We start from the raw sequence: 24,550 nt of genomic DNA, 5'->3' as shown, positions 1-24,550 counted from the left end.
CGGGGCGTCGCCCCGCTCCGGGAATTCACTGGTTACAACCTTACTCTTTGGCGATCGGCGTCTCGTTCTCCGCGACTTTATTGTCGCCCTGAATCTGCGCGATTTTCTGCTCAACGGCGGCCACCTGGGCGCTGTCGTGCAGCAGAGTGTAGGTCAGATCAAACTGCGCGCTGGCGCCCGGCTGCAGCTGCTTCACGCGTTTTTGTTCGCGTTCAATGGTGACCGGATAGGCGTAGCTGGTGCCCGGTTCGATACCGGTGACGTAGCCCTGTTTGATGGTGTCGGTGTTTTTCCATAGCGTCAGGACCGGCAGCTGACGGGTATCAAACTGAATGGATGCCCCTTTATCGCCCGCTTTGTTGACCACCGCGGCCAGGGTCTGGTGATTTTCATCGGCCAGCGGCTGAATATTAAATACCATCTCGTCAAAATCTTTGGTCGGTCCCTGATAGGTCTGCCAGGTTTTTAACCCGCTCTTCGCGTAATCATTGAACGGGCTGATGCTGGACATCGGGGCGAGGAAGCGCGCGCCTTCTTCCAGAATCGGGGTGCCGAAGTTGCTGTGGTAGATAATCTGATAATCATGCGGATAGTCGGCATGGTTGGTTAAGACATCATGCAGGCTGAAGCTGTTGCTGCCCGGCACGTAGCGCAGTTCGGTCAGGGTCTGCAGATCGGCTTTTTTGAAGGTGCTCTCTTTCACCAGCCCGCGGATGCGGATTTCATACGGCGCGCTGTCAGCCACCTCGACTTCTACCCGCGACGCCGGGGTGTTGCCCGCCTTGCCGTGCAGGGTATAAATCTGCCCGTCCGCGGTCACCGGATGGCCGGTCCATTCATAGCCGCAGCGGACCATCATCTCGTTGAATCCTTCCAGCCAGCCGAGGCCATTGCGACTTTCCAGGTTGATAAACGCCGGGTTGACGACCTCTTTAACCGGCGAATCCCAGCCCATCCGGCTGCCGAAACCCTCAATACGCAGTAAGTTCATGCCGCGTGTCGGGCTCAGGGTGATGGTCAGGCCGTCTTTACTGTGAATGGTGAGGATTTTGCTGCCTTCCTGCTTACCGCCGTGCAGGACTTTTTGCTCAATGCTGAACGCATGGTCTTTTACCTTCAGCTGATCGCTGCTGATCTGCCAGTTTCCTTTATCCATACCCTCTTCAGCGTTCGTCAGCACCCATGTTTTTGCCGTGGCTGAGCCAGAAACCAGCAGGGCGATAGTCGTCAGAACCAATGTCTTTTTCATTTTTATTCCCTTTTTGCTGAATCGATTGTGTCATTGACGTGTGAAATCTACCGGCATGGGGGTGATTAAAATGTGAAGCGCCTCACCTGGTGAGAAAGTGGCCGTTTTGATGATGTTAAATGCGATGAGAGTCGTATTATTTTGCTAAGTAATGCGAATTTATCACCACAATATGTGATCTACATTGTTTTTAGCTTTAACGATTCATCTTGGCAGCAAGGCAAAAAACAACCGTATCGTCGTGCGGATGAGGGGCCCCAGGCGATACGGAGGGTACATCCCTGCTGGCGCAGCGCTTGCGCTGACACTGGAGAAGGTAGGCCGGATGAGGCGTTAGCCGCCATCCGGCACAACGACGGGAACGGAGTCTGGTACAGGCCGCCCGGCGGCGCTGCGCTTGCGCGGGCCTACGAAACAGAGTAACCGGTTGATATACAGGGTTCCGTAGGCCGGATAAGGCGTTAGCCGCCATCCGGCACAACGACGGGAACGGAGTCTGGTACAGGTTGTCCGGCGGCGCTGCGCTTGCGCGGGCCTACGGTGTTGAGTAACCGTTTGATATATAGGGTTCCGTAGGCCGGATAAGGCGTTAGCCGCCATCCGGCACAACGTCGGGAACGGAGTCAGGTACAGGTTGCCCGGCGGCGCTGCGCTTGCGCGGGCCTACGAAACAGAGTAACCGTTTGATATATAGGGAACTGTAGCCCGGATAAGGCGCAGCGCGCCGCCATCCGGGAGACTATTGCGGGCAAAAACAGCGGGACTTAGCCTTCGTTTTCAGCCAGTTCGCGCAGATACTGGAAGATCAGGCGCGCCGATTTCGGCGGCTTGTTGCCCTCTTTCTCTTTCTTCGCATTGCGGATCAGCGAACGCAACTGCTGACGGTCAGCATCTGGCCACAGGTTCAGCACTTCAGCGACAGCGTCATCCCCATCGTCAATCAGTCGATCGCGGATCTGCTCCAGCTTGTGGAACAGCGCAACCTGCTGGTTGTGGCGGTTTTTCAGCTTGTCCAGCGCCTGACGAATCGGATCGACATCGCGGTTGCGCAGCATCTTACCGATAAGCTGCAGCTGGCGGCGGCGACCCTCTTTTTTGATACGCTGGGCGAGTTCGATGGCGTCACGCAGGTCAGTATCCAGCGGAATTTTATCCAGCGCATTTTTCCCCAGGTCAACGAGTTCCGCGCCAAGACGCTTCAGTTCTTCCGCGTCGCGCTTAATTTCACTCTTACTGACCCAGATGATTTCATCATCTTCATCTTCAACGTCATCACCGGGCACGTCGTCGAGCCAGTCATCGGGCTGCTTTGTCATCTTCAGGCTCCTTAAAAAAAGAGGCTAATGTTACCAGTTAAGGCGCGCACTGAAAAACGGTTCTCTGTTAGACTTCAGTTAACTCCTTCTTACATTATGGCATTAGCAATGAAAGTCATCTCTCAAGTTGCACAGCAGCGTAAGACGCTGGAAGAAGCCGTTACCACGGCACTGGAACTGGCGGCAGGTAAATCTGACGGTGCGGAAGTCTCCGTCAGCAAAACGACGGGCATCGGCGTCAGCACCCGCTATGGCGAAGTGGAGAACGTAGAATTCAATAGCGACGGCGCGCTTGGCATCACCGTCTATCATCAAAACCGTAAAGGCAGCGCCTCCTCGACCGATCTGAGTCCGGACGCCATCGCCCGCACCGTACAGGCGGCGCTGGATATTGCGCGCTACACCTCCCCGGATCCGTTTGCCGGTGTGGCCGATAAAGAGCTGCTGGCCTTTGACGCCCCGGATCTGGACCTGTTCCACCCGGCGGAAGTCTCCCCGGACGAAGCCATCGAACTGGCCGCTCGCGCGGAGCAAGTGGCCCTGAAGGCAGATAAGCGCATCACTAACACCGAAGGCGGCAGCTTTAACAGCCACTACGGCATCAAAGTGTTCGGTAACAGTCACGGCATGCTGCAAAGTTACTGCTCGACTCGCCATTCGCTCTCCAGCTGCGTCATCGCGGAAGATGACGGCGATATGGAACGCGACTACGCCTACACCATTGGCCGGGCGATAGAGGATCTGCAGTCACCGGAATGGGTTGGGGAAGAGTGCGCCCGCCGCACCCTGTCGCGTCTGGCGCCGCGTAAGCTGTCGACCATGAAGGCGCCAGTGATTTTCGCCAACGAAGTGGCGACCGGGCTGTTTGGTCACCTGGTGGGCGCGATTGCCGGTGGTTCGGTATACCGCAAATCCACCTTCCTGCTCGATTCGCTGGGCACACAAATTTTGCCTGAGTGGCTGACCATCGAAGAACATCCGCACCTGCTGAAAGGGCTGGCCTCCACGCCGTTCGACAGCGAAGGCGTGCGCACCGAGCGTCGTGACATCATCAAAGACGGGGTGCTGACCCAGTGGCTGCTGACCAACTACTCGGCGCGTAAGCTGGGGATGAAAAGCACCGGCCACGCCGGGGGCATCCACAACTGGCGCATTAACGGCCGCGGCCTGAGTTTTGCAAAGATGCTTAAAGAGATGGGCACCGGTCTTGTGGTTACCGAACTGATGGGGCAGGGTGTCAGTGGCGTCACTGGCGACTACTCACGCGGCGCATCTGGCTTCTGGGTAGAAAACGGCGAAATTCAATATCCTGTCAGTGAGATCACCATTGCAGGAAATCTGAAAGAAATGTGGCGTAATATCGTGACCATTGGCGATGATATTGAAACGCGCAGCAACATTCAGTGTGGTTCTGTGCTGCTGCCGGAGATGAAAATCGCCGGGCAATAACACCTGTTTGCTTAAATAATAAAAAGGAAGTGAGCAATGCGTAAAAAACTGTTAGCGATGCTGGCTGTCTCTGCTTTTGCGCTCGGTTCAGCATCGGCCTTCGCCGACCTGGGCGAAGACATGGACACTCTGGCAGAAAACCTGCAAGTGGTACAGAAAACCACCGACGCCGGCGAGCTGAAAGCGGCGCTGAATAAAATGCGTACGGCGGCAGTCGATGCCCAGAAACAAACGCCGCCGAAGCTGGAAGGCAAAGCGGCCGACAGCGCTGAGATGAAAGATTACCGTCATGGTCTGGATATTCTGATCGGCCAGATCGACGGTGCGCTGAAGCTGGCGAACGAAGGCAAGGTGAAAGAGGCGCAGGCCGCTGCGGAAGAGTTTAAAACCACCCGCAACACCTACCATCAGAAGTATCGCTAATCGTCGTTTTCGGGAGGTATCAGCCGATGCCTCCCGCCTGTAATCCTACCGATATCACACTTTTCCTCTCTCTTTTTCCGGCCTTTCCGCTGCCGCGGGCGGCTCAGTCACGCTCATTGTTGTGATACGTCTCACGCCATAGCGCCTGTTTTGATATTTTTCCGATGAATATGTGTGGTCGATCACGCCTGCCGTCTCCCTTTCCACTTCGAAGTGGAAAACAACTCGCTACAAACTCCTTCCCCCCGGCGCTACTTTGATTCCCAGAGACATCAGCGGGGTATCAGAAGTGAATAACGGAGCGGTAATACACGACGTAGGGGAGCAGGCAGCGCAGACCGAACGCCTGGCTGACAAGATGCTGCAGCAGGTTTTTGCCCTGTTAAGCCGTCACGGCATCGTCCCTAACGACGTTCAGGAGCAAATGCTGACTTCCCACGTGCGGGCCATGGCCCACCGGTCAATCAGCGGTGAACCGCTGCCGGAAGTGGATGCCAGCCTGTTCGAAGAGATTTCACCAGATTCAATGATGCTGGCCCGCGAAGTGGTCGCACAGTTCGGCAACCTGCCTGATGAAGAGGCCTGGTTGTTGTCCGTCCACTTCGAAGTCGCAAAAGAAAACCTGTAAGGAGCAAAACATGGAACAAATCACCGTAGTTATTGGCGACCGTCTGGGTAAAGGACAAAAAGTCGCGGCAGGCGCAGAAAAAGCCGGCGCACGTGCAGTGGTCGTCCCTGGCGTTGCTGCCGATATGAAACTTGGCGACATGATGAAAGCGGAAAACGCCTCTTTCGGCATCTCCTTCTGCGGCAGCGGCGGCGCAGGCGCTATCACCGCGCAGACCAAGTACGGCTACAAAGCAAAATACGGCATGCGTTCTATTGAAGAGGGCGTCACCGCCATCAACGAAGGCTGCAACGTGCTGGGCTTCGGCTTCATGGATAAAGAAGAGCTGGGCGAGCGTCTGGTTGAAGCCTGGAAAAAGAAATACGGCGCATAAGTATGAAAGAGCAATTCACCACCACGGTGAGGGTTGCAGGCAAAGGCGAAAGCAAATCACGGGCCTTCGCCGATGCCCTGAACCATGTGCAGGCTGCGGTGATGAAGTCATCATCGCGCATCCTACTGCGTATTGAGCCACAGGACGTGACGGTTGTTCATGCGCGCGAAGCGGTACGAAAAGAGGCGTTTCTGTTCATCTTTTTGCGCCGTGAACGACGGACCTACAGCGTGGAGCTGGACGTCACCGTCAACGTGACCGCCATCGATCTCGATAAAGTGGATTTCGTCACGCAAACCTGATTGTTACCAAAGGGTCAGATTATGTTCCTGATAATTTTAATAAAATCGCTCATCATCGGCGGCCTGGTCGGCGTCGGCGTGGGCGCCGGAGCGGCACGCATGTTTCACGCGCCCACCACGCAAGGGATGGGGGCGTTTCGTACCTTGGGCGAGCTGAATTCCTGCGAAGGCGATCCGGCTTCTCACTTCTCTTTTGGTCTCGGCTTCTTCTTTAACGCCTGGGCCTCTTCCGTTGCAGCAGGCTCCTTCACCCAGGACGTTGACCACCGCATTATCCCGAACTGGGGCGCGGCGGCGTTGATGGTGAAAAATCGTAACGTTGGCGAAACGCTACACGATCCGAAAAAAATGGCGATTGCCTGCGGCATCATCGGCATGATCGTCGTCGCCTTCCTTAACCTGACCGCCTCTTCCGTACCGGAAGCGCTGCAGGTCACCGCCGTTAAGGTATTGGTTCCGGCGGCAAACCTGCTGGTGAACACCGTGATGCCGGTGATTTTCTGGCTGGCGGCTATTGATGCCGGTAAGAAATCAGGCTTCTGGGCGACGATTTTCGGCGGCGCGGCGCAGCTGATTATGGGTAACGCCGTACCGGGTCTGGTACTGGGGATCCTGATCGGTAAAGGCGTAGAAGAGAGCGGCTGGAACCGGGTAACCAAAGTGATGATGATCGCCATTGTCGCGCTGTTTGTCCTCAGCGGCTTCTTCCGCGGCTTCGACATGAAGATGCTCGAATCCTTCCATCTGACCGTGCCGAACTGGCTGGACATGATCCACAACTCACTCAGCGGCAAGTAACGGGAGCCTGATAATGGAACAGAATAAAGGTTTTTGGTATGCCGACTGGTCGTTCCCGATCTTTGTTGGCCTGCTCTCCTCCGGCGTCTTCGCCGGGACGCACATGTACTATCTGTACGGCATCGGCGCCTTTAACGAAGTGGCCTTCGTGGCGATGTTGAAGGCAGGGATTGATACCGGCGCGTACGGCGCGGTGGCGGCATTCGGCGCCAGCTTCCTGTTCGCCCGCATTATCGAAGGTTCGCTGGTGGGGATCCTCGATATCGGTGGCGCCATTCAAACCGGTATTGGCCTCGGCGTTCCGGCGCTGCTGCTCGGCGCGGGCTTTGTCTTCCCGGTGGCGAACTTCGCCGCGTCGCTGGTCACCGGCCTGGTCCTTGGTCTGGCAGTGGGTTACATCATCATTCTGGCGCGTAAGTTCACCATCAACCAGAGCGATTCCACCTACGGCGCCGACGTAATGATGGGGGCCGGTAACGCCTCTGGCCGCTTCCTTGGCCCCTTGATCATCCTCAGCGCGATGACCGCCTCGATTCCTATCGGGATTGGCTCGCTGGTTGGCGCGCTGCTGTTCTACATCTGGCAGAAACCGATCACCGGCGGCGCCATCCTCGGCGCGATGATCCTCGGCTCCATCTTCCCGGTGGCGATTAGCTAGCCGCCTGATGGCGCTGCGCTTATCAGGCCTACACGTCAGCGCGATTGGTAGGCCGATGACCTCGCCATCCGTACACTCTTTTCATCAGGAGATAGCTATGTTTGATTTACTCCTGCGCCGTGCGCGCCTCGTCGACGATACCCTGACTGATATCGCCATCCAGGACGGGAAAATCGCGGCGCTGGGCGAGATTAGCGCGCCCTCCCGCAAAACCATCGATCTGCACGGCAACAGCTACGTTAGCGCCGGCTGGATTGACTCCCACGTTCACTGCTACCCGAATTCGCCGATTTATCACGACGAGCCGGATAGCGTGGGTATCGCCACCGGCGTCACCACCGTGATTGATGCCGGCAGCACCGGCGCCGACGACGTTGACGATTTCTATCAGCTGACCCGCAAAGCGGCGACGGAAGTTTATGCGCTGCTCAATATCTCCCGCGTCGGGCTGATTGCGCAGAACGAACTGGCCAATATGGCCAATATCGACGCCGAGGCGGTGAAGCAGGCGGTGCAGCGTCATCCTGATTTTATCGTCGGCCTGAAAGCGCGGATGAGCAGCAGCGTAGTGGGCGAAAACGGCATTACGCCGCTGGCGCGCGCCAAGACCATTCAGCAGCAAAACGGCGATCTTCCGCTGATGGTGCACATCGGCAATAACCCGCCGAACCTCGATGAAATCGCCGACCTGCTGAGCCGCGGCGACATCATTACCCACTGCTATAACGGCAAGCCGAACCGCATTCTGAATCCCGCCGGCGAACTGCGTAGCTCGATTACTCGCGCCCTGCAGCGCGGCGTGCGCCTCGACGTCGGGCACGGTACCGCCAGCTTCAGCTTTGAGGTGGCGCGCCGGGCGATTGCGCTGGGCATTCTGCCGCACACCATCAGCTCCGACATTTACTGCCGCAACCGGATCGACGGCCCGGTGCGTTCGCTGGCGCTGGTGATGTCGAAATTCCTCGCCATCGGCATGACCCTGCCGCAGGTAGTTGACTGCGTGACCGTCAGCGCCGCCGAGGGGCTGCGCCTGTCGCGTAAAGGGCGGCTGGAAGTGGGCTTCGACGCCGATTTAACGCTATTTCGCCTGGAGCACCGGCCCACGCTGCTGGTGGATGCCGAAAAAGAGAGCCTCCAGGCTGACAACATTCTGGTGCCGCTGGCCGCGATCCGCGCGGGCAAAGGCTATCTGACCGAACAAGGGAGCGCGGAACATGCCTTCGATTTTTGAGAAATACCATTTAAAACAGGTGATTAATACTTCTGGCCGGATGACGGCGCTGGGCGTTTCCACGCCGCGCCCGGAAGTGGTGGAAGCCGCGATGGCCGGTATGAACCAGTACTTTGAAATGAAAGACCTGGTGAATAAAACCGGCGAGTACATTGCCAGGTTGCTGGACGTGGAAGGGGCGACCGTTGTCTCCTGCGCCTCCGCGGGGATTGCCCAGTCGGTAGCGGCGGTGCTGGTGAAAGACAGCGACTGGCTGCTGGAGAACCTGCACGTCACGCCGATAGAGAATAACGAAATCGTCATGCCGAAGGGCCACAACGTCAACTTCGGCGCGCCGGTCGGCACCATGGTGGCGCTGGGCGGCGGTAAGCTGGTGGAAGCGGGCTACGCCAACGAATGTTCCGCCGATCAGTTGGCGGCGGCAATCACCCCGCGCACCGCGGCGATCCTGTATATCAAATCCCACCACTGCGTGCAGAAAAGCATGCTCAACGTCGCGCAGGCCGCGGAAGTGGCGCGTCAGCATGGCTTGCCGCTGATTGTCGATGCGGCGGCGGAAGAAGATCTGCAGTGCTACTACCGCATGGGCGCCGACCTGGTGATCTACAGCGGCGCGAAAGCCATTGAAGGGCCGACCAGCGGGCTGGTCATCGGCAAAACGCAGTACGTCGAGTGGGTTAAGCGCCAGTCGATGGGGATTGGCCGGGCGATGAAAGTGGGCAAAGAGGGCATTCTCGGCCTGACCTGCGCCATTGAACACTACCTGACGGCGAGCAAAGAGAGCGGTCAGCAGATGGTGGCGAAGATGACGCCGTTTATCGAACAGCTCAACACGCTTAACGGCGTGACCGCCCGGGTGGTGTGGGATAGCGCGGGTCGCGATATCGCCCGCGCCGAAATCAAATTCAACGAAGCGGTGACCGGCGTGAAGACCGGCGATCTGGTTAACGCGCTGAAGCAGGGCGAATACGCCATCTACTTCCGCGGCTATAAAGCCAACGAGGGCATTATCGAAGCCGATGTCCGCAGCGTGAACGCGGAGCAACTGGCGGTGGTCGCCCGCCGCATCGCGGAAGTGCTAAACAAGGAGAAACAAGCATGAAACTGACCCCAAACTTTTACCGTGACCGCGTGTGCCTGAACGTCCTGGCGGGCAGCAAAGACAACGCCCGCGAAATTTACGACGCGGCGGAAGGTCACGTCCTGGTCGGCGTGCTCTCCAAAAACTATCCGGACGTCGCCAGCGCGGTGGCCGATATGCGTGACTACGCGAAGCTGATCGATAACGCGCTCTCCGTCGGGCTGGGCGCAGGCGATCCAAACCAGTCGGCGATGGTGAGCGAGATTTCGCGCCAGGTGCAGCCGCAGCACGTCAACCAGGTGTTCACTGGCGTGGCCACCAGCCGCGCGCTGCTCGGGCAGAACGAGACCGTGGTGAATGGCCTGGTTTCGCCGACCGGTACGCCGGGAATGGTGAAGATCTCAACTGGCCCGCTGAGCAGCGGCGCGGCGGATGGCATTGTGCCGCTGGAAACCGCCATCGCGCTGCTGAAAGACATGGGCGGCAGCTCCATCAAATACTTCCCGATGGGCGGCCTGAAGCACCGCGCCGAATTCGAAGCTGTGGCGAAAGCCTGCGCCGCGCACGATTTCTGGCTTGAGCCGACCGGCGGTATCGATCTGGACAACTACAGCGAGATCCTGAAAATCGCCCTCGATGCCGGGGTGAGCAAAATCATCCCACATATCTACAGCTCGATTATCGATAAAGCCAGCGGCAACACCCGCCCCGCCGATGTGCGCCAGTTGCTGGAGATGACCAAACAGTTAGTGAAGTAGTGCCATTGTCCCTCACCCTAACCCTCTCCCGGAGGGAGAGGGGACCATCCGGTTTTCTCCCTCAGAGAGAGGGGACCGTCTGGTTTTCTCCCTCTCCCCTTGGGAGAGGGGCGGGGTGAGGGGAAACATCCCCCACTGAACCATCAAGGAGTTGCTATGCCTGTCGCTCGTCATCTGCTTGTCGCTTCACTGTCCCTGTTTGCCGCCGCCGCGGGCGCCGCGCAAACCCACTACGCCTGGGTAGGTACCTATAACCCCAATGGCGAAGGTCTGTACCGCTTTACCGTCGATGCCAACACCGGCGCGCTGCGTGACAGGGCACTGGTGAGCTCGTTGCCAAACGTCGCGCAACTGACCGTGTCGCGCGATGGCAAAACGCTGTATGCCGCCAGTGAAGTCGAAAAAGGCGTCGTGCAGGCGTGGCGCATTGAGAAGAATGGCGAATTGACAGCACTCAGCCAGGTTGCCTCCGGCGGCGCCGGGCCGGTGTATCTCTCCCTGACGCCGGAGGGTAAACATCTGCTGGTGGCCAACTACGTCAGCGGGAGTATCGCCGTGCTACCGGTGAAAGAAGATGGTAGCCTGGGCGAGGCAGTGGACAAGCATCAGGATGAAGGCCCGGCAGGCGCCGAACGCCCGGCGGCGGCCGTCGAGGGCAGCTTCGCCATCAGCGATCACAATGGCCCGCACGCCCATATGATCGCCGCCGATCCCAGCGGGAAATTTGTTTACTCCACCGATCTGGGGCTGGATCGGATCTATCAGTACCGGCTGGATAGCGCCAGCGGCAAGCTGACGCCGAACGATCCGCCGTTTATCGCCGCTTCGTCGCCGGGAGCCGGCCCACGCCACTTCGTCTTTACGCCAAAAGGTGACGGTCTGTGGTTGATTAACGAAGAAGCGTCGACGCTGACTTTCTATCATCTGGATAAGCAAAGCGGCCTGCTGCGCGAAGGTAAAACAGTCTCCGCGCTGCCGAAAGAGTATAAGGGCACCAGCTTTGCCGCCGGCCTGGCGCTGAGCAACGACGGCAAGCAGCTGTACGTTGCCAACCGCCTGCACAACAGCATCGCTCACTTTAGCGTGCTGGCGGATGGCCGCCTGAGCCACCAGGAGGATATCTGGACGCGTGGGGATTACCCCCGTACGCTGACCCTGGATAATCAGGGGCAGTGGCTGTACGTCATGAACCAGCGTAGCGATAATATTACCCGTTTTAGCGTGGCGCCGAAGGATGGCAAATTAACCTTTGCCTCCGACTACACGCCGGTCGGTAGCCCATCGCAGATGGTGATATCCGCCCAACCCTGAGCCGTAATTACAAGGAACTGACATGCGATTTCCCAACCAACGCTTAGCGCAACTCTTCGCCCTGCTGCGGAATGAAACGCTGCCGCAGGATGAGCTGGCGCAGCGGCTGTCGGTTTCCACCCGTACTGTGCGCGCCGATATTACCGCCCTGAATGCGCTACTGGCGCAGTATGGCGCGCAGTTTATCCTCAACCGCGGCAGCGGTTATCAACTGAAAATTGATAACCCGGCGAGCTTTCAGGCGCTGGAGGCGACCGCGCCGAAGACACAGCATGTGCCGCGAACCGCCCAGGATCGCATCACGTTTCTGCTGGTGCGCTTCCTGACGTCGGCGTTCTCCATCAAGCTGGAAGATCTGGCGGATGAGTGGTTCGTCAGCCGCGCGACGCTGCAAAATGATATGGTCGAGGTGCGCGAGCGCTTCCAACGCTATCAGCTCACCCTTGAAACCCGACCGCGCCACGGCATGAAGCTGTTCGGCAGCGAAGTGTCGATTCGCGCTTGCCTGACCGATCTGCTGTGGGAGCTGACCCAACAGGGCAGTATCAATCCGCTGATCGGCGCCGAGGCGCTGGAGGCGGAAGTGCCTGCGCTGCTGGAGCCGGTGCTGCAGGAGACGCTCACCCGGCACCATATTCGCCTCACTGATGTCGGTGAGCGCTTTATCTGCCTGTACGGCGCGGTCGTGGTACGCCGCGTTAGTGAAGGCTACCCGCTGGCCGACTTCAGCGCCGAAGATGTGGCGCAAAACGTCCGTGACGCCGCGCGCGATTTGGCGGGAGAGCTGCAGCGGCTGGCTGGAAAGCCCTTCTCGCCTGCCGAAGAAGAGTGGCTGTGCGTCCATCTCGCCGCCCGCCAGGTGCAGGACGTCGACCCGGAAACCATCAGCGCCGACGACGACGAAGCGCTGGTGAATTACATTCTGCGCTACATCAACAGCCAGTATAACTACAACCTGCTGGACGACGCCCAGCTGCACGCCGATCTGCTGACCCACATTAAGACCATGATCACCCGCGTGCGCTACCAGATCATGATCCCCAATCCGCTGCTGGATAACATCAAACAGCACTACCCGATGGCCTGGGATATGACCCTCGCCGCGGTCTCCAGCTGGGGGAAGTACACGCCTTATACCATCAGCGAAAACGAAATTGGCTTCCTGGTGCTGCATATCGGCGTCGGGCTGGAGCGCCATTACAACATCGGCTACCAGCGTCAACCGCAGGTGTTGCTGGTGTGCGATACCAGCAATGCGATGGTGCGGATGATCGAAGCGATCCTGCAGCGCAAATATCCGCAGCTGGAGATCGCCGCCACGATTTCCCAGCGCGAGTACGAACAGCGGGAAGCGATCGAGGCGGATTTTGTTATCTCCACGGTGCGCATCAGCGAAAAAGACAAACCGGTGGTGACCATCGCGCCGTTTCCCACCGACTATCAGCTGGATCAGATTGGCAAGCTGGTGCTGGTGGACCGTACCCGTCCGTGGATGCTGAATAAGTACTTCGATGCCGCTCACTTCCGGGTGGTCGATAAGCCGATGGATCAGCAAACGCTGTTCGCTGAGCTGTGCCAGCAACTGCTGGAGGAAGGCTTTGTTGACGCCGAGTTTCATGCTTCGGTGGTCGAGCGTGAGGCGATTGTCAGCACCATGCTCGGCGATGGCATTGCGCTGCCGCACTCCCTGGGACTGCTGGCCAAAAAGACGGTGGTCTATACCGTTATCGCCCCGCAGGGCATCGCCTGGGGCGACGAAACCGCCCATATCATCTTCCTGCTCGCCATCAGTAAGCGCGAGTACGAAGAGGCGATGGCGATCTACGATATTTTCGTGACTTTCCTGCGCGAGCGCGCCATGAGCCGCCTCGCCGCGACCCGCAGCTTCGATGAGTTTAAAACGGTGGCGATGGAGTGCGTCAGCCGGTTTTGAGAGGCGTTTTCCAGATTCGAATGTAATTCAAATGTAATGCTATACTGCATTACAAAATTCCCCTTTCTGGAGGCATAATGGCCACGCTCAATGTTCGACTGGACGATAAACTCAAAAAAGAGGCTTATGCCGTGCTGGAGAAACTCGATATGACACCAACGGAGGCGGTACGCCTGCTGTTTCAATACATTGCGGAAAATGGCCGCATGCCGGTGAAAAGTATGACCATCAGTGATGGCGAAGCGGCGTTATTACGCACCGTTCGCGAACGGCTGGAAAACCCACGGCCGGGGGTTAAGGTGAGTCTGGATGACCTATGAACTGGAGTTTGATCCACGAGCCTGGCGCGAATGGCAAAAGAGAGAAAGCGGCCGTTTATCATCAGGCGAATAAACGGCTCTAAACGCTATCGCAAATGATGTACCACCTGGTTGCTGCTGCCGCGCCAGATCAGCGCCGGGTCTTTTAAATCCTGCACAAACTTACCGTCGACCAGCACGTTGATCAGGTTCACTACCTGCATCTGCGCCTCATTCAGCTCATCCAGTTTATAGCCGGTCCAGACCCAGATATCTTTGCCGGGGCATTCGGCGCGCACGCGCTTAACCAGTTTGAGGATCTCCGCGATGTTTTGCGGATGCAGCGGATCGCCGCCGGAGAGTGAAATCCCCTGGCGCTTGATGCGGGTATCGTTGAGGTCGGCAATGATGCGGTCGGCCATCTCGGTGGTAAACGGCATACCGGAGTTCACCCGCCAGGTGCTTTTGTTGTAGCAGCCGGGGCATTCGTGGACGCAGCCGGAGACAAACAGGGTGCAGCGGGTGCCGGGGCCGTTGACGATATCTACCGGGTAGTACTGATGGTAATTCATTTTTCGCTTCTCAATTAACGCCATAGCCGCGTTGGCTGCGCTCGCTCACCCCAGTCACGTACTGAATGTACGCTCCCGGGGATTCCCTCGTTTGCCGCCTTGCTCTGACGCTAATTGCTTTGCGAAAACGAAGGAGTGCGGCCATTTCCCGGCGTCGCTGCGCTCGGCCGGGCTACCAGGGGCTGATACCCTCACCCCGGCCCTCTCCCACGGGGAGAGGGGGAAAACCAGCGCCGGGCTCAACGCCGGGCTCGAACTGTTCCCTCTCCCTTGAGGGAGAGGGTTAGGGTGAGGGTGAGAACCCTGTGCAGAATTTAACCGATCTGCCCATTGCCCAGGTGCTTAACGCGGCGCTTGACTTCTTCCTGCTTGCCGGCGTTGAACGGACGCGCGTCCGGGCTGCCGAGATAACCGCATACCCGACGAGTAACCGACACGCGTGCAGCGTCGTGGTTACCGCATTTCGGGCAGGTAAAGCCCTTGCTGGTGCACTCGAACTCGCCGGTGAAACCGCACTCGTAGCATTCATCGATCGGCGTATTGGTCCCGTAGTACGGCACGTGTTCATAGCTGTAATCCCACACGTCTTCCAGCGCCTTCAGGTTGTGCTGGATGTTCGGGTACTCGCCGTAGCAAATGAAGCCGCCGTTGGCCAGCGGCGGGTACGGTGCTTCGAAATCGATCTTGTCGTACGGGTTGACCTTCTTCTCGACGTCAAGGTGGAAGCTGTTGGTGTAGTAACCTTTATCGGTCACGCCCTCCACCACGCCAAACTCGGCGGTGTCGAGACGGCAGAAACGGTCGCACAGGTTTTCGCTCGGCGTGCTGTACAGGCTAAAGCCGTAGCCGGTCTCTTCCTTCCACAAATCGACGGCGTCGCGCAGGCGCTGGACGATGGCTACACCTTTCTCACGCAGCGCCTTGCTGTCGTACATATGTTGATTGCCGTACAGCGCATTGATGGTCTCATGGATACCGATATAGCCCAGTGAGATGGACGCGCGGCCGTTTTTGAAGATCTCGGAGACATCATCGTCGGCTTTCAGCCGCACGCCGCAGGCCCCTTCCATATACAGGATCGGTGCCACGCGGGCCTTCACTCCTTCCAGACGGGCAATACGGGTCATCAGCGCTTTGCGCGCCAGCTGCAGGCGCTCGTCCAGCAGCGCCCAGAAGGCGGCTTCGTCGCCTTTCGCTTCCAGGGCGATACGCGGCAGGTTGAGGCTGATGACGCCGAGGTTATTGCGGCCGTCATGCACCTGCTCGCCGTTCTCGTTTTCCCACACCCCGAGGAAGCTGCGGCAGCCCATCGGCGTTTTAAATGACCCGGTGACTTTCACCACCTGATCGTAGTTGAGGATATCCGGGTACATGCGCTTGCTGGCGCATTCCAGTGCCAGTTGCTTGATGTCGTAGTTCGGATCGCCGAACTTATGGTTCAGGCCGTCGCGAATGGCGAAGACCAGTTTCGGGAATACCGCGGTTTTGCGGTTTTTACCGAGGCCGGCGATACGGTTACGCAGAATCGACTGCTGGATCAGGCGCGATTCCCAGCGGGTGCCGAGGCCGAAGCCAAAGGTGACGAACGGCGTCTGGCCGTTGGCGGTATGCAGCGTATTCACTTCATATTCCAGCGACTGGAAGGCGTCGTAGCACTCTTTTTCGGTACGGGAGCGGGCATAGCCTTCGGCATCCGGGATCTGCCACTCTTCGGCGATTTTGCGATGCTTTTTGAAGCTCTCGGTGACGAACGGCGCCAGCACTTCATCGATACGGTTGATGGTGGTGCCGCCATAAATATGGCTGGCGACCTGGGCGATGATCTGCGCCGTCACCGCGGTGGCGGTAGAGATAGACTTCGGCGGCTCGATCTCCGCGTTGCCCATCTTAAAGCCCTGGGTCAGCATCCCTTTCAGGTCGATCAGCATGCAGTTGAACATCGGGAAGAAGGGCGAGTAATCGAGGTCGTGATAGTGGATCATGCCGCGCTCGTGGGCCATCACCACATCGTGGGGCAGCAGGTGCTGCCGCGCATAGTGCTTGGCGACGATACCGGCCAGCAGGTCGCGCTGGGTCGGGATGACTTTGCTATCCTTGTTGGCATTTTCGTTGAGCAGCGCGGAGTTGGTCTGCTCGACGAGGCCGCGGATCTCCTGATTGAGGCGGCCGCGCTTCTCGCGCTGGCTATCGCGGTCATGGCGATACTCAATGTAGGCGCGCGCCAGCTGCTTATAGGGGCCGGACATCAGCTGGTTTTCTACCGCAGTCTGGATCTCGTTGATGTCGACCTGGGCGCGGCCCTGCATTTGCTGGCTAACGACTTCTGCGACGGTGGCGCAATAGTCTGCGTCATCGACTCCCGCTGCTTTAGCTGCACGTAGAATTGCTTCCTGAATGCGCTCTGACTTGAACGGCACTTTACAGCCATCACGTTTCATCACATGCGGTGTCATGATCACTCCATATATAGAACAGGTTATCCACAGAGGCGGAGGTTATTCCAAAGACGCGCCACACTACGGCTAGTGCCGTTTGCCTTCAGATCCGGCCCGTTTTATCCACATCTCATCACCGCCAGACATCGACAAGATATGGTGACATAATAGACGATTAATACAACATGTAGGGCCGGGACGCATTTTAAGTTCTATATGTAGTGATTTGCATCAAAGATGTTTGCGATTTTATTGACCCAGAACAAGGTAAAAAGGTGAGAGTACGGATGATGGGCGCTGGCACGAAATGTAAATTTATCTGGCTGGAAAATAAGCAAAAATGCCTGGCATCCACCTCCGATGCCAGGCATTACGCTCCGGTTTCTGTCGGGCAAAAAGTACCTTACGCCTGCAGCCACCATACGGCTTCGAACGGCCGCAGCGTCAGACCGGTCGGGCGGGGCGTGGTTTCGGCATAGTTGCTGATGATCATCTTCCAGTCGCCCTGGGCTTCCTCTGGCTGCCAGGTCTGCAGGTCGCGGCTCAGGTTGGCGGCCACCACCAGCGTTTGCCCCTGCCACTGGCGGCGATAACACCACAGCGATGGATGGTCCGGCAGCAGATCCTGATAATCCCCCCAGGTCAGCACCGGCGTGGTTTTGCGCAGCGTAATCAGCTGCTGATAGGCATAAAACACCGAATCGGGGTCCGCCAGCGCCGCCTCGACGTTAATCTCCCGGTAGTTATCGCCAAGGCCGATCCACGGCTCACCGTCGCTAAAGCCGCCGTTCTCGCCGGCGTGCCATGGCATCGGCGTGCGGCTGTTGTCGCGCGACTTACTGGCGAGGATTGCCAGCAGTTCGTCCGGGCTTTGCCCCTGCGCTGCGCGTTCGATAAACATATTGTGGCTTTCGACGTCGCGATAGTCGCTGATGTTGCTAAAGTGCGGGTTGGTCATGCCGATCTCTTCGCCCTGATAGATATAGGGTGTGCCCTGCATGCCGTGCAGCACCATCGCCAGCATCTTTGCCGCCGGTACCCGATACTCACCTTCGTCGCCAAAGCGCGACACGATGCGCGGCTGATCGTGGTTACACCAGAACAGCGCGTTCCACGCCCGATTGTGCATCCCCTGCTGCCAGTGGCGGAACAGCGCTTTCAGCGCCACATAATCCGGGCGGGCGAGGGTCCATTTTTCGCCGCCGGGATAATCGACCTTTAAATGGTGGAAGTTAAAGGTCATCGACAGCTCGCGGCCGTCCAGCGCGGCGTACTGCTGGCAGTGCTCCAGCGAGGTGGAGGACATTTCGCCGACGGTCATCAGGTTACGGGGAGTAAAGACATCGCGGCTCATCTCCTGCAGGAATTCATGCACCCGCGGGCCGTCAGTGTAGAAGCGGCGGCCATCACCGTCCGCATCGCAGGGGAAGGTCTGGTCTTTCGAGATCAGGTTCACCACGTCCAGGCGCAGACCGTCGACGCCGCGGTCGGCCCAGAATTCACAGACCTTTTTCAGCTCGGCGCGCACCGCCGGGTTCTCCCAGTTGAGATCCGCCTGCTCAATGGCGAACAGGTGCAGATAATACTGTCCGCTGTCGGCATGCCACTGCCAGGCGTTACCGCCAAACTTGGAGCGCCAGTTGTTCGGCAGCGCGTCCGGTTCGCCGTCGCGCCAGATATAGAACTGACGGTAGGGACTCTCCTTATTCAGCGACTGACGGAACCATTCGTGTTCGGTCGACGTGTGGTTCAGCACCATATCCAGCACGATGCGGATGCCGCGGGCCTTCGCTTCCGCCACCAGGGCGTCAAAATCGGCCATCGTGCCGTAGGAGGGATCGATAGCGGTGTAGTTCGCCACATCGTAGCCGTTGTCTACCTGCGGCGAGACGTAGAACGGCGTTAGCCAGATAGCGTCGACGCCGAGCTTTTGCAGGTAGTCGAGACGGGCGGTAACGCCGCGCAGATCGCCGGTACCGCTGCCGGTGGTATCCTGAAAACTCTTCGGATAGATTTGATAAATAACGCCGTTTTGCCACCAGTGGGGAAGATGATTCATAGTGCTTTCCTGCTGCAACGAGGGGCGCCAAAGGCGCCCCGAAAGAAGAAGTTAGACAATCTGCAAGGTGCCCTGACGGTACTTGCGCTGATACACCACGGTGGTCAGGATAATCGGCACCACCACCGCGATAGCCATCGCCATGGCGTACACCTGCCAGTAGGTTGGCTGGATGGAGAGGATGCCCGGCAGGCCGCCGACGCCGATGCCATTCGCCAGCACGCCGTTCAGGCCGCACAGCAGGCCAGCGAGGCCGGAGCCGATCATCGCGCACAGCATCGGGAAGCGGTACTTCAGGTTGATACCGTACATCGCCGGTTCGGTAACCCCGAGGTAAGCAGAGATTGCCGCCGGCACCGAGATTTCGCGTTCATTCTGTTTACGGCTGGCAATAATAATGCCGACCACCGCCGATGCCTGGGCAATGTTGGACAGCGCAATCAGCGGCCACACCGGGGTGCCGCCCATGCTCTGGATCATCTGCATATCGATAGCGAGGGTGGTCTGGTGGACACCGGTAATCACCAGCGGCGCGTAGAGGAAGCCGAACAGCGCGGCGCCGATCGGCGCGAAGCTGCCGGTTAACAAATGGCGCACCGCGAAGGCCACGCCGTCGCCGATCAGGCGGCCGAACGGACCAATGATGGCGTGCGCCAGAAACACCGCGAGGATCAGCGAGCAGACCGGGACAATGACCAGGTAGAGGTAGTCAGGCACGATGCGTTTGAGGCGCGTCTCGATAAAGCCGAGCGTCAGGCCCGCCAGCAGGGCCGGGATCACCTGCGCCTGGTAGCCGACTTTCGCAATCGTAAACAGGCCGAAATTCCACACCTCCGGCACCTGCTGGCCGAGGAGATAGGCGTTCATCAGCTGCGGAGAGACCAGGGTGACGCCAAGGACGATCCCGAGGATCGGCGTGCCGCCCATCTTCTTCACCGCTGACCAGCAGATCCCCACCGGCAAATAGAAGAAGATAGCCTCGCCAATCAGCCACAGGAAGTCATAGATGGTTTTCAGCGACGGGTGCATCTGAGCCAGCGTCTGGCCGTTGCTCATGGGTAAGTCGCCGATGACGTTACGGAAACCGAGGATCAGACCGCCACTGATTAGCGCAGGAAGCAGCGGGAAGAAGATCTCGGCAAAGTGCGAGATCAACTGCTCATGCCACTTCATATTTTGCCGCGCGGCCTGCTTGACCTGCTCTTTATCGGCGGAGGTCTGGCCGGTGGTAGCCAGCAGGGCCTTGTAGTAATCGCCCACCTCGGTGCCGATGACCACCTGGAACTGACCGGCGTTAGTGAAGCATCCCTTCACCATGCGCAGCTGTTCAATCTCTTTTGGTTTGGCGATGGCCGGGTCGTTCAGCACAAAGCGCAAACGGGTAATACAGTGGCTGACGGTGGCGATGTTGCCGCGCCCGCCCACCAGTTCGATCAGTTTATCGATGTCCTGCTGGTTTACTTTGCTCATGATGAAGCCTCAAAAACAGAGGGGAGAGATGCCGTTTTTACCTTGAGGGCATCCTAACCGTTTCGCTTGATTTGCAAAATGGGAACGTTCCCGAAACCCGGCGACGATCACATAAATCGTCCGAACGAGATTAATTCAGGGCGGCGGGAATCACGATCTGGCGGGGATCGACGCTACCGGCGATCTGCTCGATCAACTGCCGGGCGGCCCGGCGTCCGGACTCGGCATAGCCGGGATCGACGGTCAAGATTTCCGGGTGGAGAAACTTCATCAGCGGCGTGCTGCCGACGCTGGCGAGCTGCAGCGCAGCGCGGCCCTGCTGCTGGAGGTACTTGCTGGCGCCGAGGGCGAGGGTATCCGTCGCGCAGACCAGGGCGCTGGTTTCGGCCGTTAGCACGCTGGCGACGGTGTCATACCCCTGTTTCATGCCCAAGCCCGGCAGAGCGGCGGTGGGCGTCAGGCGATGCTTTTTACAGAAGGCGAGGTAGGCGAGATGGCGGCGTTCGCCGGTGGTGACGTCGCTGTGCGGTACGCCAAGAAAACTGATGTGGCGATGTCCGCGATCGTAGAGCCGCTGCATCAGCAGCGTGATGGCGCCTTCGTCGTCATAGCACACCGAGGCGAAACCGGGGGCATCGCGGGCCAGCAGTACCAGCGTATCGCGCCAGGGGGCGAGCATCGCCTCATCAATGCCGGTAAAACCAAACAGCACCACGCCGTCAATATTACGCCGGGCGAGCATGCCGAGATGCTCTTCCACCAGTCCCGGGGAGAACTGGCTCTCCATCATAATCGGATCGTAACCCTGCTCGTAAAAGGCGGGCAGCATGGTCTGCACGGCAAGGTTTTCCGACAGGGAATCCAGACGGGTGACGATAATCGCCACCACTTTATCGCTCTGGCCGCGCATGGCGCGGGCGGAGCGGGAGGGGGAGAAACCGTGCTGCTGCATCACCGCTTCGACGCGCTCGCGGGTCCGTTCGCTGACCCCGCTCTCGTTGTTAAGGACGCGGGATACCGTCGATTTTCCTACGCCGCTTAAACGCGCGATATCTTTGATGGTCAGCCGGTTCTGCATGCGGAATTCTCGTCAGGGTTGGTAGAAGTGAGCCTAATGCTACTCAACCAAACCGCAATGAGCAAAGTCTGGTTTACGTTCGGTTTAGTTGCGCGGGCTTATCATCGCCATAAATGCCACACATGTCTCAACGAGCGCGCTATAATCCGCGCCGTTTATATTCACTTACCGGAGAATTTATGGACCCCGATCCCACTCCTCATCCTCGATGGAGCAACCTTTCTTTCCGGTAAGCCTGTTTAACACTGCTTTACCGGAAAGCGTAAAGCAGTGACGTCCTTGATGTCCCTGCCATAAAAATTACATGCCTGACAGGTAGGCTTTGCTACGCCTGTTGGCAACGCTGCGTTCGCTCGCGCGAGCGCGGAGGGACTGTTTATGTTGAAGAATTATACCCGGCAGCTGTTCGCGCAGCTTAGCCGCCATCTGCCACGCCGTTTGGTCCAGCGCGATCCGCTGCCTGATGCCCGTAACCTGACCAGCGTGCCGATCCCGGACTCGCTCGGCAAGCGCTGCCTGGACGTTGCGGCGATGGATGACCAGGAGATCTGGCGTGCCTTTGACAGCCACCCGGAAGGGCTCAATGAAGGCGAAGTGGCGGCAAAGATCCTCAAACATGGGGACAACCAGATCCCGGCGCAGAAGCCCTCGCCGTGGTGGGTGCATCTGTGGACCTGCTATCGCAACCCGTTCAACCTGCTGCTGACGGTGCTCGGCATCGTCTCCTATTCCACCGAAGATCTGTTCGCCGCGGGCGTTATCGCGCTGATGGTCGGCATCTCGACGCTGCTTAACTTCATCCAGGAAGCGCGCTCGACCAAAGCGGCGGATGCGCTAAAGGCGATGGTCAGCAATACCGCCACGGTGCTGCGGGTGGTGAACGAGCAGGGAGAGAGCCGCTGGCTTGAACTGCCTATCGACCAACTGGTGCCAGGAGATATCGTCAAGCTGTCGGCGGGAGATATGATCCCGGCGGACCTGCGCATTATTCAGGCACGCGATCTGTTTGTCGCTCAGGCCTCGCTGACCGGCGAATCGCTGCCGGTAGAGAAAGTCGCGCGCAGCCGCGACCCGCTGCAGCAGAACCCGCTGGAATGCGACACCCTGTGCTTTATGGGGACCAACGTGGTGAGCGGCTCGGCGCAGGCCATCGTCTACGCCACCGGCGGCGGCACCTGGTTCGGCCAGCTGGCCGGGCGCGTCAGCGAGCAGGAAAGCGAGCCGAACGCCTTCCAGAAGGGCATCAGCCGGGTCAGCATGCTGCTGATCCGCTTTATGCTGGTGATGGCCCCGGTGGTGCTGTTGATTAATGGCTACACCAAAGGCGACTGGTGGGAAGCGGCGCTGTTCGCGCTGTCGGTGGCGGTCGGCCTGACGCCGGAGATGCTGCCGATGATCGTCACCTCGACGCTGGCGCGCGGGGCGGTGAAGCTGTCGAAACAAAAAGTGATCGTCAAACACCTCGACGCCATTCAGAACTTTGGCGCGATGGATATTCTCTGCACCGATAAAACCGGCACCCTGACTCAGGACAAGATCGTGCTGGAGAACCACACCGATGTCTCCGGGAAGTCCAGCGAGAGAGTGCTGCATACCGCCTGGCTCAACAGCCATTACCAGACCGGGCTGAAAAACCTGCTCGACACCGCGGTGCTGGAAGGCGTGGAGCTGGAGGCCGCCCGCGGCCTCGCGGAGCGCTGGCAGAAGGTGGATGAGATCCCGTTCGACTTCGAACGCCGCCGCATGTCGGTGGTGGTGAAAGAGCAGGACGACGCGCATCAGCTGATCTGTAAAGGGGCGTTGCAGGAGATCCTTAACGTCTCGACTCAGGTGCGCTATAACGGCGAAATCGTACCGCTGGACGACACCATGCTGCGCCGCATCCGCCGGGTCACCGATACCCTGAACCGTCAGGGACTGCGGGTGGTGGCGGTGGCAACCAAATACCTGCCGGCGCGCGAGGGCGATTACCAGCGTGCGGATGAATCCGACCTGATCCTCGAAGGCTACATCGCCTTCCTCGATCCGCCGAAAGAGACCACCGCCCCGGCGCTGAAGGCGCTGAAGGCCAGCGGCATCACGGTGAAAATCCTCACCGGCGACAGCGAACTGGTGGCGGCGAAGGTGTGCCATGAAGTGGGGCTGGATGCGGGCGAAGTGGTGATTGGCAGCCAGATTGAAGCCATGAGCGACGACGACCTGGCAGCGCTGGCGAAGCGCACCACTTTGTTTGCGCGTCTGGCGCCGCTGCATAAAGAGCGTATCGTGACGCTGCTGAAACGCGAAGGTCACGTGGTGGGCTTTATGGGCGACGGCATCAACGACGCCCCGGCGTTACGCGCGGCGGATATTGGCATTTCCGTTGACGGTGCGGTGGATATCGCCCGTGAGGCGGCGGATATCATACTGCTGGAAAAAAGCCTGATGGTGCTGGAGGAGGGGGTGATCGAAGGCCGCCGCACCTTCGCCAACATGCTCAAGTACATCAAAATGACCGCCAGCTCCAACTTCGGTAACGTCTTTAGCGTGCTGGTGGCCAGCGCCTTCCTGCCGTTTCTGCCGATGCTGCCGCTGCACCTGTTGATTCAGAACCTGCTGTACGATGTCTCCCAGGTGGCGATCCCGTTTGATAACGTCGATGATGAGCAGATCCGTAAACCGCAGCGCTGGAACCCGGCCGATCTCGGGCGCTTTATGGTCTTCTTCGGACCGATCAGCTCGATTTTCGATATCCTCACCTTCAGCCTGATGTGGTGGGTGTTCCACGCCAATACCGTGGAGATGCAGACTCTGTTCCAGTCCGGCTGGTTTATTGAAGGGCTGCTGTCGCAGACGCTGATTGTGCACATGATCCGCACCCGGCGCATTCCGTTCGTTCAGAGCCGCGCCGCGTGGCCACTGTTCGCCATGACGCTGGTGGTGATGGCCGTGGGCATTGCGCTGCCGTTCTCGCCGCTGGCGGGCTACCTGCAGCTGCAGGCGCTGCCGCTGAGCTACTTCCCGTGGCTGGTGGTGATCCTGGCGGGCTACATGGTGTTGACCCAAACCGTCAAAGGTTTCTACAGCCGTCGCTACGGCTGGCAGTAATGGTTTCGCCCCTTTGCCGTTCGGCAGAGGGGCTTACCGG

22 protein-coding genes are annotated in these 24,550 nt (G+C 58.7%); 15 read left to right on the top strand and 7 right to left on the bottom strand.

Annotated elements, in window-relative coordinates:
- Positions 1-40: 40 nt before the first annotated feature.
- Both CWM54_RS21235 and yjgA read right to left on the bottom strand, forming a co-directional pair.
- Positions 41-1,249 carry an aldose 1-epimerase family protein gene (locus CWM54_RS21235; protein ID WP_100631246.1) on the bottom strand — a complete coding sequence of 403 codons (1,209 nt, stop codon included), beginning with the start codon at positions 1,247-1,249 and terminating at the stop codon, positions 41-43.
- A gap of 764 nt (positions 1,250-2,013) precedes the next feature.
- Complete coding sequence (gene yjgA, locus CWM54_RS21230; RefSeq protein ID WP_074387255.1) at positions 2,014-2,565, bottom strand: ribosome biogenesis factor YjgA; 552 nt, start codon at positions 2,563-2,565, stop codon at positions 2,014-2,016.
- A 96-nt stretch (positions 2,566-2,661) separates the two neighbouring features.
- Here yjgA and pmbA point away from each other — a divergent pair, with 96 nt between their 5' ends.
- The 13 genes from pmbA to CWM54_RS21165 all read left to right on the top strand — a co-directional run bounded on the left by pmbA (position 2,662) and on the right by CWM54_RS21165 (position 13,830).
- Positions 2,662-4,014, top strand: a complete 1,353-nt coding sequence (pmbA, locus tag CWM54_RS21225) for a metalloprotease PmbA (RefSeq protein ID WP_061155986.1) — start codon at positions 2,662-2,664, stop codon at positions 4,012-4,014.
- 36 nt (positions 4,015-4,050) lie between these two features.
- Entirely contained in the window at positions 4,051-4,437 is a 387-nt protein-coding gene (gene cybC, locus CWM54_RS21220; RefSeq protein WP_061155985.1) for a cytochrome b562, read from the top strand.
- Positions 4,438-4,726: 289 nt separating this feature from the next.
- Positions 4,727-5,065: a PRD domain-containing protein gene (locus CWM54_RS21215; RefSeq protein WP_043519318.1), complete on the top strand. Its 339-nt coding sequence runs from the start codon at positions 4,727-4,729 to the stop codon at positions 5,063-5,065.
- 10 nt (positions 5,066-5,075) lie between these two features.
- The gene (locus CWM54_RS21210; RefSeq protein ID WP_015368576.1) at positions 5,076-5,438 is read left to right on the top strand and encodes an SFCGS family glycine-rich protein; all 363 of its coding nucleotides are present in this window, start codon (positions 5,076-5,078) and stop codon (positions 5,436-5,438) included.
- Positions 5,439-5,440: 2 nt separating this feature from the next.
- Positions 5,441-5,740 carry a DUF4312 family protein gene (locus CWM54_RS21205; RefSeq protein ID WP_015368575.1) on the top strand — a complete coding sequence of 100 codons (300 nt, stop codon included), beginning with the start codon at positions 5,441-5,443 and terminating at the stop codon, positions 5,738-5,740.
- Between the two features lie 21 nt (positions 5,741-5,761).
- Positions 5,762-6,538, top strand: coding sequence for a DUF4311 domain-containing protein (locus CWM54_RS21200; protein ID WP_015368574.1), 777 nt, complete (start codon positions 5,762-5,764; stop codon positions 6,536-6,538).
- A 13-nt stretch (positions 6,539-6,551) separates the two neighbouring features.
- Positions 6,552-7,196, top strand: a complete 645-nt coding sequence (locus tag CWM54_RS21195; RefSeq protein ID WP_061155982.1) for a DUF4310 family protein — start codon at positions 6,552-6,554, stop codon at positions 7,194-7,196.
- Between the two features lie 97 nt (positions 7,197-7,293).
- Positions 7,294-8,427, top strand: coding sequence for an amidohydrolase/deacetylase family metallohydrolase (locus tag CWM54_RS21190; RefSeq protein WP_100698399.1), 1,134 nt, complete (start codon positions 7,294-7,296; stop codon positions 8,425-8,427).
- Positions 8,411-9,529 (top strand): DgaE family pyridoxal phosphate-dependent ammonia lyase, encoded by a 1,119-nt coding sequence (locus CWM54_RS21185; protein WP_100698396.1) that lies wholly within the window; start codon positions 8,411-8,413, stop codon positions 9,527-9,529. Before CWM54_RS21190 ends, CWM54_RS21185 begins: the two co-directional genes overlap by 17 nt.
- Positions 9,526-10,266 carry a 2-dehydro-3-deoxy-phosphogluconate aldolase gene (gene dagF / locus CWM54_RS21180; RefSeq protein WP_008807137.1) on the top strand — a complete coding sequence of 247 codons (741 nt, stop codon included), beginning with the start codon at positions 9,526-9,528 and terminating at the stop codon, positions 10,264-10,266. Before CWM54_RS21185 ends, dagF begins: the two co-directional genes overlap by 4 nt.
- A gap of 156 nt (positions 10,267-10,422) precedes the next feature.
- Positions 10,423-11,577 (top strand): lactonase family protein, encoded by a 1,155-nt coding sequence (locus tag CWM54_RS21175; RefSeq protein WP_100698395.1) that lies wholly within the window; start codon positions 10,423-10,425, stop codon positions 11,575-11,577.
- 22 nt (positions 11,578-11,599) lie between these two features.
- The gene (locus CWM54_RS21170) at positions 11,600-13,510 is read left to right on the top strand and encodes a BglG family transcription antiterminator (RefSeq protein WP_100698393.1); all 1,911 of its coding nucleotides are present in this window, start codon (positions 11,600-11,602) and stop codon (positions 13,508-13,510) included.
- Between the two features lie 77 nt (positions 13,511-13,587).
- The gene (locus tag CWM54_RS21165) at positions 13,588-13,830 is read left to right on the top strand and encodes a type II toxin-antitoxin system RelB/DinJ family antitoxin (protein ID WP_002886901.1); all 243 of its coding nucleotides are present in this window, start codon (positions 13,588-13,590) and stop codon (positions 13,828-13,830) included.
- Positions 13,831-13,916: 86 nt separating this feature from the next.
- Here CWM54_RS21165 and nrdG read toward each other — a convergent pair whose 3' ends face one another.
- From nrdG to treR, 5 genes are all read right to left on the bottom strand, one after another.
- Complete coding sequence (nrdG, locus tag CWM54_RS21160; RefSeq protein ID WP_100698391.1) at positions 13,917-14,381, bottom strand: anaerobic ribonucleoside-triphosphate reductase-activating protein; 465 nt, start codon at positions 14,379-14,381, stop codon at positions 13,917-13,919.
- A 314-nt stretch (positions 14,382-14,695) separates the two neighbouring features.
- On the bottom strand, positions 14,696-16,834 hold the full coding sequence (gene nrdD / locus CWM54_RS21155) for an anaerobic ribonucleoside-triphosphate reductase (protein WP_100681688.1): 2,139 nt from the start codon (positions 16,832-16,834) through the stop codon (positions 14,696-14,698).
- 385 nt (positions 16,835-17,219) lie between these two features.
- Positions 17,220-18,875, bottom strand: a complete 1,656-nt coding sequence (treC, locus tag CWM54_RS21150; protein WP_100681687.1) for an alpha,alpha-phosphotrehalase — start codon at positions 18,873-18,875, stop codon at positions 17,220-17,222.
- Positions 18,876-18,926: 51 nt separating this feature from the next.
- Positions 18,927-20,345 (bottom strand): PTS trehalose transporter subunit IIBC, encoded by a 1,419-nt coding sequence (gene treB, locus CWM54_RS21145; protein WP_008807131.1) that lies wholly within the window; start codon positions 20,343-20,345, stop codon positions 18,927-18,929.
- Between the two features lie 130 nt (positions 20,346-20,475).
- Positions 20,476-21,423: a trehalose operon repressor TreR gene (gene treR, locus CWM54_RS21140; RefSeq protein WP_100698389.1), complete on the bottom strand. Its 948-nt coding sequence runs from the start codon at positions 21,421-21,423 to the stop codon at positions 20,476-20,478.
- A 113-nt stretch (positions 21,424-21,536) separates the two neighbouring features.
- Between treR and mgtL the strand changes: the two genes are divergently transcribed.
- Together mgtL and mgtA are read left to right on the top strand one after the other, a co-directional pair.
- The gene (gene mgtL, locus CWM54_RS29545) at positions 21,537-21,656 is read left to right on the top strand and encodes a mgtA regulatory leader peptide MgtL (protein WP_353074613.1); all 120 of its coding nucleotides are present in this window, start codon (positions 21,537-21,539) and stop codon (positions 21,654-21,656) included.
- A 145-nt stretch (positions 21,657-21,801) separates the two neighbouring features.
- A complete protein-coding gene (mgtA, locus tag CWM54_RS21130; protein WP_100698387.1) occupies positions 21,802-24,510 on the top strand; it encodes a magnesium-translocating P-type ATPase in 2,709 nt (902 codons plus the stop codon).
- Positions 24,511-24,550: the final 40 nt, after the last annotated feature.

This window comes from Klebsiella sp. D-Nf1 (assembly GCF_002810515.1).
GTDB lineage: Bacteria > Pseudomonadota > Gammaproteobacteria > Enterobacterales > Enterobacteriaceae > Klebsiella > Klebsiella variicola.
Note: the sequence above shows the minus strand (reverse complement) of the source record. Positions and strands in the feature narration are given on the sequence as shown.